Below are 12638 nucleotides of genomic sequence, written 5' to 3'. Positions count from 1 at the left end.
CAAGTGCTCAATAAATAACATTTATATAACTATTTGATATATGTAATTCGATGTGGTTATATTAGCAGTTTGGCTTAAGTGATCAAGATCACATTTTTAGTTATTTAAAGTGCTTGAATTAACGTGATTTTAGCTATGTCTTCAGTTGTAGAAATATGGGTGGTTGAGAAGGGAAGTCTTGTTGATGGGCTGAAACGCCTTAAATAATGGGCCCTTTAGAGCTCATTATTTTTCTAGGCTATTTTTATTTTACTAGATTAGATTTTTACTTTGATGACGACCTTACGAACTTGTTGAGGCGTTTCACTCGTGCCTGGCATATGCATGTCCTGGGGGAAGAAAATGGCAAACATACCGGCTTTAAAGGGGATGAACGCCGCTTCATATTTATTATTCTCGTAATCAAATTCGGCATAGTCATGTTTGGCAAAATAGGGTCGTGACGGTGTCTGTTCTGCTAAAGGAAGGTAGCCGAACTCTTCTTCACCACTCACCACATATTGCACGTCGATATACTGCTGATGGACCTCGAATGGCTCGACTGCACGTGGTTTAGTCTCGTAATCATTAACGATAACGAAGATATTCTTACCATCGAGTTCATAGCTACCGACATCCACTTTGGTAAAGTCTGTTTCGGCCAGATGGGCTAAAGCCCTAGTGATTCTCGGGTTGATGCTTGAGTAAAGGTCTTTGTTAATTAAGGTATCGACGATCATATTGGACTCTGGCTCGTTTTCGATTTATGCCACGAGTTTAGCGCCCGTGCCATATTATACAAGAGTAGTAATAAATCAGCGCCGTAAGAGTCATTTTTAGATGGAAGGTGCTAGCACTTAGTATCTATTGATTAGGTAGCGGTACCTGACAAGAGCTTGTTTTAGAAGGAGGTATAATTTATAGGGCTTGATATATAAGTAAAACGACTAACGGATATCAATACTGGTAATTGCTTGTCAGTCTGTAGGGCATGTAAGCTAGTTAAATTCAGTATTAGCCCATTCTAATGCTGAATGTTTATGTTTTCTAGTCGTTAATATATCTATGGCGCTAGTTCTTAGCCCTGCTTCTTTCTGAGTCGCGGGGATTTTTTAACAGAAATTTTTAATAGGGTTTTATGGATTCTTTTATATTAGGTCTAGTGCTTTACTTAAGTGTGGGTATATTTTTTTATTTGCGTGGACTTGTTGTGTTAGTCAGTGAGTTTTTTCAAGCAGATAGTCAATTTAGCCATTTACAGACAGTTGGCATGATGCTTTTGCTCAACTTTGCTTCCATGGTTTTGCTGATTACTTGGCCAAAGGCAGCAGTTGATATGGTATGGAAAACTGCGAAACCTAGTGAGATACAGGCGGTAAAAGGTTGGGATAAAAACGAGGGGCGTTCATTTTCATCTGAATATTACCCTCTATTACGGTCTGTATTTTCAGTTAAAAAAACATCAGGGCTAGCCCTGCTCTCTAGTGGCGCTCTTCTTATGACTATGGTGTTAGACTAGGCAAGATAAGACTTTATTTCGAAGGGGATATCTCTTAGCTCAAACGCAGCTTTTAATTGCGTAGTGATTTTTGACTTGGGCTTTAGTGGAAAACAGATCTTGCCCTTGGTGGCGTGGATAAACAGCTGGTCACCGAGTAAACGTACCGAGTTTATCTCATCATACTTGACTGCCAGATCCTTTGCTGGCCCCCAATCGCTCTCTATAGAGAGCTTAATAAACTTAACTGAATTAGCGGTAAATTGTATCTGTTGCTGCCAGATAAAATATATCCAGCTGATGCAGGTACAGATAAACAGTAGCGGCACGATTAGATCCCAGCCAGAATCGAAAGAGCTCACCTTAATGATAAATAATATGTAGGCCGTTGAGGAAATTCCTATGATCATGCATAAAGTTTTGAAGGGGCGAATCTTGGTGTCTTCCATCTTTGATATTCCTTATCAAAATTTTCCTTTCCTTTAAGCTATATTAGCGTCTCTATTTTAAAAAGCTTATTTTTGTTAAATAATATCACTGAAATATTCTTTGGAGAGATGATTTGCTAGCACTGCGCTTTCTCGCGGGACCGACCGCATACAAGAAGATTGAAGAGAATGGCCTTAAACCTGAGCTATTTTCTCAATTACTGGCGGCATCCGGAGGCCCTAAGTGGATTGGTATTGCCGGATTAGATAAATATCTATTTGGTGAATTTTTTAAAGGCAGGAAGGAGCCACTGCATACCTTGGGAGCATCTTCCGGTGCTTGGCGACTCGCTTGTCTGGCTCAAGATGAGCCATTATCTGCCTATGCCCGCTTAGAGGAACTCTATATAGGTCAAAGATATGATGTGAAGCCGACCGCAAAAGATGTATCGCAACAGGTGAAGGTGATTATTAATGGCCTGCTGGGTGATGAGGCTGGCAAAGATATCGTCGGAAATGAGGTTATCAAGAGTCACTTTTTAGCGTGTCGGGGGAAACATTTAAACCGTTTGCCGAATAGGCTAGCATTAGGCTTAGGTCTCGCCACTACGGCTGCGGCAAACTTAATTAGCCGCAGTTCGCTAGGGTTTAACTTTGAACGGTTTCTATTTAGTTCGTTTGATGCAGGATCTCCGTTTAATACACTTAAGGATCTTCCCAGTAAGCATATAGGTTTGAATGAAGATAATATTGCTCAAGTATTATTAGCAACGGGCTCCATTCCTTGGGTGCTCGCGCCGGTAACCGATATTGTTGGTGCGCCCAAGGGGCATTATTATGATGGTGGTATCACAGATTATCATTTTGATTTGCCGCTTTCCCATGCCGAAGGGCTGACTATCTACCCTCATTTCTATCCTAAAATTACTCCTGGTTGGTTTGATAAGTCATTGCCTTGGAGACAGGCGAAAGCTAACTATCACAATGCGCTTATTATTGCGCCGAGTGAGGAATATCTGGCTTCTCTTCCCTATGGAAAGTTGCCTGATCGTAGTGACTTTAAGCATCTTAGTAGTGAGGAAAGAATGGCATATTGGCATAAAACTATCGCTATGAGCGAAGTGTTAGCGGATGAGTTTGCTGAGGTACTGGCTAAGGGATCTGTCATGAAGCGCCTCGAGCCTTTTTATTAATCTCGCCATTGCAACTAGTGCACTTTCATTGCAACAAATACCGACTAATGTATGTCTAATACAATGAAGCAATAGTCTGAGTTCTATGCTGTAATAACATTGAAAATAGGCAACAAAAGTTGGGTTTGGCATTTTTTGTTTTCAGAAAAACTCAAACTCGTTCATTTAGCAGTTAATTCTGCAACTGCTACACTTTAGGAATATTGCCTTGGCAGTTTCTAAGTTCGAGATGGGCAGCGCTTTTTGTCGGTTACCTAGCCTTAGGTGGGAGGTATTATGCGTACACAGGAGATGGCGTTAATCACGCGCGATGCCGTGTTGCTGCCCGATGGCAGACTCGAAATCAGAATTGTGGGCCCTGCCTTTTTAAAGATGATTGCGGATGTCCTTAAAGGCAAGTACCCCTTAGCTTTCGGTATGCTTCTACCTAATGGCAGGCCTCCCTGCTATCCCAATGCAACTCAGTGTGAAATCATCGACTTCAATCTGCTCAATGATGAATCATTAGGTATAGTTTTAGAAGGTAAGCAGAGAGTAAAGGTGTTATCTGCGGCGCAAAAAAGGGACGGTGTGTGGATCGCAAGAACCTTACCTTGTCATAATTGGTGTGAAGAGCCAATAAAAGGCGAGTTTGAATTGATCAGTGCGGCTTTAGAGCAGTTTTATGAGGTGAACCCTGATCTATTTGGCCTCTATTCCAATCTACATCTCGATGATGCGACATGGGTCAGCCAACGTTGGCTCGAGGTACTTCCCTTATATAGCAAAGATAAGCAAGTTTTGATGAACCAGCCTGACTGCCACAAGACCATGAACTTTGTGCTTGAACTGATAAAGTCTCACGTGGACTAATGTGAGAGGCCGCTGTGCTTCTAGAACGCTTCGCTTAGAGTCCGTTCGCTAGGTGAATGTGGTGAAACCATTGGCTCATGAACGAGAGTCATGGATGACGAACTGGCCTTGTAAAAGGATTTACACTCACTTCGAGGACGCCAACAAGTTGGCTGCGAGCTAAAGAAAAAGCTTTTCATCTTCTGACTTTTCTTTTCCTCGTATTCTCGCAGCAGCTTTCTGTTAAAATATCCTGTCTTTAGTCCGTTCTTATTAGAGTTTATATGCCTTCATCCGTTCGCGCCTCTCAAGCCTCTTACGTTGTGCTCCCTGAAAATGTGGCCGATAAACCAACCGTGTTGAGTTTTCTTGCCGAACGTTTTGAACTGGTCGGCGCAGAAGTGTGGCGACAGCGGATCATCGATGGCAAGGTACATTGGCAAGATGGATCGCTTATCGAGCTAGATACTGCTTTTAAACCTAGGGCGCGAGTTTACTATTACCGTGAAGTGAAGTCTGAGGCTAAGGTGCCCTTCGAGGAGAAGATTCTTTATCGGGATGAGCAGATAATATTGGCGTTTAAGCCTCACTTTCTGGCGCTGCATCCCAGTGGTAATTTTGTTAACGAGTGTCTGGTTAATCGATTACGAATTAAAACCGGTATCGAGACACTAGTGCCCGCGCACAGATTAGACAGGGCGACGGCGGGCATAGTGCTTATGATCCTCAATCCTGAGACGCGTACCCAGTATCATGATTTGTTCAAGAATCATCAAATCACTAAAGAATATCAAGCACTAGCTAAGTTAACTCCCGAGCTGTTGACTCGTCATTTAGCAGGCAGGTTAACTCTGCCTATTCACTGGACGGTGAAAAACCGCATGGTGAAGGGCGAGCCTAGTTTTACTATGAAGGTGGTAGAGGGAGAGCCAAATACACATTCAGAGATCAGCTTGATTCAGGTGATAGATGACATAGGTGTGTTTGATTTATCTCCTATCACGGGGCGTACTCATCAGTTAAGAGTACATATGCAAAGCTTAGGCATGCCAATACTCAATGATACTTGTTATCCGAACTTACAGCCTAAGTCTGATGATGACTATGCTCACCCTCTGAAATTAGTGGCTAAGCGATTGCTGTTTGAAGATCCTGTGACTTCGCTGCCTCAGGATGTTCAGATAGACGGGATCACACACCTATTGAAATGAATATTTGAGTTTACTTTCTTTCTCACTCCCTCAGTCTGCTTTCTATCGCTTACCCGCTTGATTAATAATCGTTCATCTTGGTTGTGCGTCACACTTTGTCAGAATAAAATGCTGCCGACATCCGCTTTTTATGGTTCATAAAACCAAAAAATGGATACAAAAAGAAACAATTTGCTTTTGTTGTTTCTCCTTTGTTGTGTTTCCGGTGTTTCGTGACTGTTAATGTTGCTACTTGTTTTAAAGTGTTCTCTGGTGAGCCTAAACAGGGCTTTGTTACCTATGCTTAGAATTGTAGTAAAAAATTTATTAGATGTAGGCGGTATTTTATGTTGGTCAAGGGAAAGAGTAATGAAGAAGAGCTAGCTCAAGAGGTTTTACTCTGGTTAGGCCAAGATCAGTCCAAATCGCCCGATCCCAGATTTAAATACTTCCATTCAGCCAGTGACATTTTTTCTGAGCAACTAACGCCGGATTTAATCGTGTTATCTCTGCAGGCTGAAGCTCAAGATGAAGTGTTGATGACATTACGCCATCATGAGTTAACCTCCCATTGTCTAATCTTAGTGTTGCAAGAGAGTGTGCTATCTCCCTACCTTGCTAACGGGATATGGAGTGAAGACTATGACCAGCAGTATCAAACGTATAAGTCACGGAGGCAGCAGGTAAAACTGCGTTATTTTGATGATAATGCTTATAAATTACTGGTATATCTTTGGTTGCATCCAGAGTTCACGCTAACACCTCACAGTGTTCCTTCCACTAGAACGCTATTCAATTATCCCTTACTTGAGTGCTGGGGACTGGCACCCGAAGAGAGCTTTTCTTGGTTGATATCATTACAACGTAAAGGTTGGATTGAGTCCAGTAGCTTAATTAATCGGGTGCGTTTTTGTGATACTTGCCAATCAGGACACCTTAACTACATAGACACTTGCCCTCGATGCCAAAGTATTGAGATTGAAATGCAGGCAAGCCTGCATTGTTTTAATTGTGGGCATATAGGCAAACAGGATAGTTTTAAGAAGCAATTAGGGCTTTCGTGTCCCAATTGTTTGCAAGGCTTGCGTCACATAGGTGTCGATTACGACAGGCCGATTGAAAATCAGCACTGTACCAGTTGCGACTCTCTTTTTATTGAAGCTAATGTGGAGGCCGAGTGCCTACATTGCAAGACTCATAATAAGTTGACTGACCTGCAAGTGCGTAATATTTATGATTATGGTCTGGAAACAGCGGGCAGACGTCTGGTTCGTCAGGGAAAAGATCAAGGGTTATTCGCATTGGTACCAGGTGACGCTATGACCAATACTCAGTTCGATTGGTTGATCAATTGGCAGAATCAGTTAGCAATTCGTCATGGACATGACCATACAATAGTGTCGCTGCAAATGTTAAACCTAAATGAGTTTCTTACCCAAGAGGGAGAAGCTAAGGGCTTCGCTCATCTGGATGCGTTGTTGGAAAGGATTAGAAGTACAATTCGTACAACTGATGCGTGCAGCTACTCCACTGAACATGGCTTATTGTTGTTTTTGCCATTTACCAAAGCAGATCACATAAAGGTTATTTATAGCAAAATTTTTGAGCTGAAAAGTAGACTGACGGCCTCTAATATTGAAGTTAGGGTCAGGGCTATTGCACTACCCGATAAAAATTGGGGTGATGATGTTCAGGCATGGTTAACTGACAAGTTAGCGAGTGCGGAACCACTCTAATGCTAAGTGATTTTAATACGGTTAGCTATATAGCACTAGATATCTGGTATCAGCTGGGTGAGCATTTAGTCTTCTTCGTTTGGCTTATTCCTTTAGTGCTTATGTATGAGATGCCTCTGATGATCATTGTCGTAGGAGGTATCTTACGTTGGTATTACAGCACTTTTATGCTGCCACCTAAGGCGTCATTGTTTAAGCCTAAGGTGTCTTGTGTCATCACTTGCTATGCAGAAGGGGATGCAGTTAAGTCGACCATCGACTCTTTTGTCGAGCAAACTTACGATGGCGAGATTGAGATTATCGCTGTCGTAGATGGTGCGGTGCAAAATGACGATACATATCGAGTGGCTATGGCCTGTGCGAAGGCTTGTAATTCGAAAAACCGCAAGGTCATTGTTTTACCGAAATGGCAGCGGGGGGGAAGGGTATCCACGCTCAATGCCGGTCTAAGCATGGCGTCGGGGGAAATTGTTATCAATGCCGATGCTGACACCTCTTTTGATAACGACATGGTCAATCAAGTTGTGCCTTACTTTGAAGACCCCAATGTACCTGCTTTAGGTGGGGCACTCAGAGTGAGAAATATCAATGAGTCTATCTGGACCCGAATGCAATCTATCGAATACTTGATCTCCATGCAGGGAGGCAAAACCGGGCTGGCTCAGTGGAATTTTTTGAATAATATCTCCGGTGCATTTGGTGCATTCAGGCGAGAGTTTTTAATGCAGATTGGAGGCTGGGATACTCATACCGCTGAAGATTTAGATTTAACAGTAAGAATTAAGCAGTATTTTAAGCGGCATCCAGACTGGAAGATCCCATTTGCAACGTTAGCCATAGGCCACACGGATGCCCCAGGGGATCTAAAAACTTTAGTGATGCAAAGGTTGCGCTGGGATGGCGATCTCTTGTTTCTTTATTTCCGTAAACACTGGCCGGCATTTACACCTAAGTTACTAGGCTGGGGGACATTTATATTTACCTTATTCTATGGTTTTTTACAGAATGTCTTGATGCCTTTTATTATCGTGCTTTACGGCGCTGGGATTATTTTACTCTATCCTTGGCAATTTATTGCATCCATATCCGCTGTTATATATAGCCTCTATTTTGCGATCTTAGTGTTTTTTTACCTCTTGGTATTGTTGGCTATTTCAGAGCGGCCGAAACAAGACCTAAGGCTGGCACTCTGGTTACCCCTGTATCCCTTCTATGCACTTTTCATGCGGCTAGTCTGCTTGTTTGCCTTGATTAATGAGGTGGTCAGACGTTCACATGAAGAGAGTTCTATGGCCCCATGGTGGGTGCTTAAACGAGGACGGAAATTTTGAATAATGAGTTATTAACGCGAGTTATAAGACAGAGAATTAAGTAGGAATATTGAGATGAAAGTTAACTACCAAGCGACATCTAAGGCTGAGAAGCCAGATGTAGACAATGGTGTCGAGGTTAAATATTCTGGTGCGAAACGGGCTGGTTTTAAGTTTAGATGGTACTTGCTGCTGTTTTTGGTGATATCACCCGTGCTCTTAGTCAGCTGGATATTGGCCAAGCCTTATATTTTTGTACTTGCTCCGGGGATTATCACTGCCGAGCCGTTGGAGATGAGAGCACCTAGTAAAGGTACGGTGCAAAGTGTTGTAGAGCAGGACACTGGAGCAGTTAACAAAGGTGGTGACTTGCTGGTGATAGCAGATCCTGAGTTAGATGCCCAAGTAACAGAGCTAAGTCGGCAGTTAGTTGAGATTGAAGGGAGAGAATCCTTCGATGGTGAGCAGGTATTGCAAAGGTTACGTCGACGTATAGAGGTGGCTCAGAATGGGGTAAAGCGCCAAGATGATCTACTCGTCACCTATCAAAATTTTCAAAAGAGAGGAGTGGTACCTACTTCTGATATGGCCATGGTTTTGCAGGCCAACACGGCGTCTAAAATGGCATTAGAGCAGGCGAAGGTCGACTTGTTACATGAACTAGAACGACAGCATATCCAGACTATCGCTGGGGTGATACCTCAAACCCGCAACCAACTTAGGTCTCAGCTTGCCAAGCTAAAGTCGAAACAATCGGGGATGAAAATAATCGCTCCGTTTACCGGCAGGATCGAAGACACTCTGGTGCAGGTTGGTGAACAAGTTGACGAAAATCAGCCTTTATTGTGGTTAACAGGTAGAGATAAGCCTGTTGTATTGGCCTATTTAGATCCTAAGTACCTCGAATACGTTGATATTGGCCAACTGGCAACAATTAAGCTGCCAAACGGGCAAAATATCAGAGGTAAGATAGAAGAACCTACCGAGTTGGTGACTAAGATACCTAAGCAGCTTTCTGGCCCCTTCGATGGTGAGAAGGCTGCATTAAAAGTGACGCTTACCTTGGAAGAAACTTTGCCTTTCACTGTAGAGGGAGTTCCTGTGGAAATCAGTTTCGACTATAAATGGCCATCCCAGTAATTGCATAAAGTATTCGATCGTTGTTTTTTTTGTCGATTCACTCTATGCTGGGCTTGTTACAAGAACGTTATTGTATAAGGGAGTCGCTGGTGAATAGCACTAAAGCTATGCTCCCAATAAATATATAGCCTCAGTATGCGGTAGGGGTTAAGACCCTCGCTTGTCACTCTTGTTAAGTATAAAGGCGAGCTCAAAATAGAAGGATAATAATAATGACTAAATCGGCCCTGATTTCTATCACATTAGTTGCAGTCGCTGTCGTGGCTGCAATAGGTTACCAAAGTTTCAGCTCTGAGCCTGGATCTGTTGGGGCGACTTCGCCTCAAGATGTGACAACCTCTACAGATACACAGCAAGGTGGAACATCTGCTAAGCCAGTAGCGCCTGTTTCTATGAGTGCGCCAAAGGCTGTGACTCAAACTTCAATGGCGACGCAATCGGCGCCTGAGAAAAATATCGCGTCTGAAGCGACAGATTTTGCGGCTAGCCCAGATGCTAAACCTTCAGCTGTTAATGATCCTAGCCACCCTCCACGTCAGGCTCCGAACGCAAACAGGGCTCCGAGATCGGCACCTAATTCAGCTTCAGAGTATGCTCATCACCCGAGACCGGGTACAGAGCAGCCGGTATCAGCACCTGTGAGCATGCCATCCCAGGCTCCTGTTAAATAAGCCCAAGGTTAATCTTTTCTTGGTGCGTCGAAATGGGTTTCACTCATGTCGGCATGCAGCACGGCTATCTTAGTCGGCGCGCCATTCTTAGCCAAATTGAGCAAACCTATTCCACTTTGATTCATCAAGCGTTTGCTACGCGCACCACCGGGGCGTCTGCCCCGAATAGACATGCGTTTACGCTTAGTCAAAAAGTTGAGGGGCGAGAAGTGGCCATATAGCCAGCCATTGAGCTTATCGAAGATAGGGATTAGCTTTTCCGGGAACTGGTTCTTTAAGCCGCTACAGGTGATCTGGTAAATTTTTGGTCCGGCTTTCCTAAAGCGTATACGAATGTCATAAGCAAATGAGTAATGCACATCGCCAGATAAGATGACGAATTGCTCGGGGGTTTTCCTGTGCTGGAAAATACTCAATAGTGTGTTGGCCGTTCCCGGATGAGCCATCCAGTTTTCGGCATCGACCAGTAGAGAGCCACCGAGCATCGTCGCCGTGCGTTGCACGGTTTCGATAAGCTTTACCCCGAACATGGGCGCCGCCGATACTATGATGACATTGCTCTGACCAACCAATTCATGTTGGAACTCCATCAAGGCTTCCCAGTCCATTAACCCTGAAGGTTTAACCAGGTTAGACTCGCTGCGCCAGCGGTGGGTTCGAGTATCCAGTACCACTAATTTAGGGGATGTATTTAAGGTGTAATGCCAGTGGTCAAACTTAAGCAGTTCATCGATTAAGCTGTCTTGTTTCTCTTCATCGGGTTTTGAGAAGTAATCATCGATTAGCGGCGTTATCTCAGCCTTAAATTTCTGCGGTGCATTACCTAAACCTTGAAATAGGGCGTAGCCAATAAGTGCATTACCTATGATGCGCTTAGAGAAGGGGTGGCCGTAGGCAGCTTCTTCCCACTTGGCGGTAAGGTTCCAGTCATCGGTAACATCGTGATCATCAAAAATCATATAGGTCGGTAGATGTGCCATTAAGCGTCTGACTTGATGGAGTCCGGCCTTAAATTCCAGAAGATGCAGCCATTCTTTGTTCCAGCGCAGCTTATTTACTGCAGACAGACCATCGACCTCTTTGGGGATATCGATCTGTTCCCAAAGCTCGGGAGACCAAGTCAGCAGATAAAGTGCCATGATCTCACCTAAAGAAATCAAATGATTCTCGGCTAAGGAAGAAGTGAAAATAGGGTGATTGATATACCAACGCCTGAATGCTGTTTTTGCCTGGTATTGTGTCCTGGGGAGTAAGTTTTTATGTCGCTGATACAGAGCCGCCGGGTGATAACTGATGGCGGAACTTCCAGCTAGGGCAGCATCGGAAAACTGTTCTTGGGGCAGCCCTAAAAGCTGAATCACTTGACCTATGGCGTAGAGCATGGGGCCTGCAATATCATCCACATAAACCTGATCACCGCTAAGCATCAAGAGGGATGGTCTGGCTTCAATGCTGAGATCTTGACTGAGTCTGGTATCGGCAGCGACTAAGGCATCGCCACTATGATGATGAGGATTACGACAGGAACCGTGGAGCATGTTATCTATTTGAGGCTTGATAACAAACTCGGGGGTCTGTTTATCTTGGTAGTTTAGATGCCGGATATTGCTAAATAGCGCCCCATGTTGGCTATCGGTTAACTCATAACCTATTGCAGAGTCGACACAAAGAAAATCCTTCTGCTCAACCTGGATCAGATACTGCCAAGCATGCTCCCCAAGCCGAATTTCATGCAGTTGCTCACTCTCTAATATTAGATTCTCTTCGTTCAGGTGTAAGGTCAGCTGGTTCATGGGCGCTGAGCAGACGAACCACAGGGTGAAGTTATCCTGGTCGCAATGACGAAGTGTTGGACCTGCAAGGACTAAGGGGAGTGCAGCGGGCATATTCAGTATGGATCCCAGATGTAATTCATGAGTCCACAGATTAAACAAAAGCCATGAATTTGCAAAATATTAATCGTCAGAGAATATTTAATATGCTGCAAGTGTTTTATCGTCGAGCAAGCTTTAGTTATGACGTATCCAGTTCATGTAGGCTTCATCGGCAAGGGCCAGCATTGCCAGATCTTGATGGGTATCACCATAGGCGTAAATCTTCTGATAGTCTTCGAGATTGAATCTTGCCTTAATTTTTTCTGCTTTCCTATCGCCGCTGCAATCACCTGTTAAATAGTGACCGGAATATTTTCCATCAATCAATTCCATCTCACTGCATATCAGTTCTATCTTCATGGCGTCACACCAAAATTTTAAGTAGATATCCAGAGATGCAGACACGAGCACAACATTATCACCACGGGATAAGTGCCAATGGACTTTTTCTAAGGCTATATCTCTGAGATAAAGGGGAATAGTATTTTGAGCATAATTGTTGCCTAAAGCATCGAGATGCTTACTCGAACGCCCCTTAAAAGCCATATAAGCGACCATGGGACGTAATCGTTTAGCTGGAAATAAGCTAAATTTATAAGCGATAAAGAAGGGAAGGATAATGCTCCCCCATAATAAGAATCGTCTTTTTTTCACCGAATGCCGGATAAATTTAGAGAACATGTCGGAGCGAGTGATAGTGCCATCGAAATCGAATAGTGCTAAACAAGGTTTATTATTCTGCATCTTTTGAGTATCCAGCTTGTTTAGATTTTGACATGACAGCTGCT

12 protein-coding genes are annotated in these 12638 nt (G+C 43.6%); 8 read left to right on the top strand and 4 right to left on the bottom strand.

The window, feature by feature from the left end; all coding sequences use genetic code 11:
* Window positions 1–257: 257 nt before the first annotated feature.
* Complete coding sequence (locus tag sps_RS14810; protein WP_077753236.1) at window positions 258–719, bottom strand: NanQ anomerase/TabA/YiaL family protein; 462 nt, start codon at window positions 717–719, stop codon at window positions 258–260.
* Window positions 720–1117: 398 nt separating this feature from the next.
* Here sps_RS14810 and sps_RS14805 point away from each other — a divergent pair, with 398 nt between their 5' ends.
* Window positions 1118–1498 (top strand): hypothetical protein, encoded by a 381-nt coding sequence (locus tag sps_RS14805; protein ID WP_077753235.1) that lies wholly within the window; start codon window positions 1118–1120, stop codon window positions 1496–1498.
* On the opposite strand, the gene sps_RS14800 is transcribed toward sps_RS14805, so the two are convergent.
* Window positions 1495–1926, bottom strand: a complete 432-nt coding sequence (locus sps_RS14800; protein ID WP_077753234.1) for a hypothetical protein — start codon at window positions 1924–1926, stop codon at window positions 1495–1497. The genes sps_RS14805 and sps_RS14800 overlap by 4 nt on opposite strands.
* Window positions 1927–2039: 113 nt before the next feature.
* Here sps_RS14800 and sps_RS14795 point away from each other — a divergent pair, with 113 nt between their 5' ends.
* The 7 genes from sps_RS14795 to sps_RS14765 all read left to right on the top strand — a co-directional run bounded on the left by sps_RS14795 (window position 2040) and on the right by sps_RS14765 (window position 9976).
* Window positions 2040–3098 carry a patatin-like phospholipase family protein gene (locus sps_RS14795; protein WP_077753233.1) on the top strand — a complete coding sequence of 353 codons (1059 nt, stop codon included), beginning with the start codon at window positions 2040–2042 and terminating at the stop codon, window positions 3096–3098.
* A 276-nt stretch (window positions 3099–3374) separates the two neighbouring features.
* Complete coding sequence (locus sps_RS14790; protein ID WP_077753232.1) at window positions 3375–3950, top strand: LON peptidase substrate-binding domain-containing protein; 576 nt, start codon at window positions 3375–3377, stop codon at window positions 3948–3950.
* Window positions 3951–4213: 263 nt separating this feature from the next.
* Window positions 4214–5140: a pseudouridine synthase gene (locus sps_RS14785; RefSeq protein WP_077753231.1), complete on the top strand. Its 927-nt coding sequence runs from the start codon at window positions 4214–4216 to the stop codon at window positions 5138–5140.
* 326 nt (window positions 5141–5466) lie between these two features.
* On the top strand, window positions 5467–6855 hold the full coding sequence (locus sps_RS14780) for a TackOD1 domain-containing metal-binding protein (RefSeq protein ID WP_077753230.1): 1389 nt from the start codon (window positions 5467–5469) through the stop codon (window positions 6853–6855).
* Entirely contained in the window at window positions 6855–8186 is a 1332-nt protein-coding gene (locus sps_RS14775; protein WP_077753229.1) for a glycosyltransferase family 2 protein, read from the top strand. Before sps_RS14780 ends, sps_RS14775 begins: the two co-directional genes overlap by 1 nt.
* A 54-nt stretch (window positions 8187–8240) precedes the next feature.
* Window positions 8241–9305 carry an HlyD family secretion protein gene (locus sps_RS14770; RefSeq protein ID WP_077753228.1) on the top strand — a complete coding sequence of 355 codons (1065 nt, stop codon included), beginning with the start codon at window positions 8241–8243 and terminating at the stop codon, window positions 9303–9305.
* Window positions 9306–9517: 212 nt separating this feature from the next.
* Window positions 9518–9976, top strand: a complete 459-nt coding sequence (locus tag sps_RS14765; RefSeq protein WP_077753227.1) for a hypothetical protein — start codon at window positions 9518–9520, stop codon at window positions 9974–9976.
* An 8-nt stretch (window positions 9977–9984) separates the two neighbouring features.
* Here sps_RS14765 and sps_RS14760 read toward each other — a convergent pair whose 3' ends face one another.
* Entirely contained in the window at window positions 9985–11862 is a 1878-nt protein-coding gene (locus tag sps_RS14760) for an alkaline phosphatase D family protein (protein ID WP_077753226.1), read from the bottom strand.
* Window positions 11863–11985: 123 nt separating this feature from the next.
* A complete protein-coding gene (locus sps_RS14755; protein WP_077753225.1) occupies window positions 11986–12594 on the bottom strand; it encodes an HAD-IB family hydrolase in 609 nt (202 codons plus the stop codon).
* Window positions 12595–12638: the final 44 nt, after the last annotated feature.

Source organism: Shewanella psychrophila (assembly GCF_002005305.1).
GTDB lineage: Bacteria > Pseudomonadota > Gammaproteobacteria > Enterobacterales > Shewanellaceae > Shewanella > Shewanella psychrophila.
The sequence above is the reverse complement of the archived record's forward strand: the minus strand, read 5'-3'. Positions and strand labels throughout refer to the sequence as shown.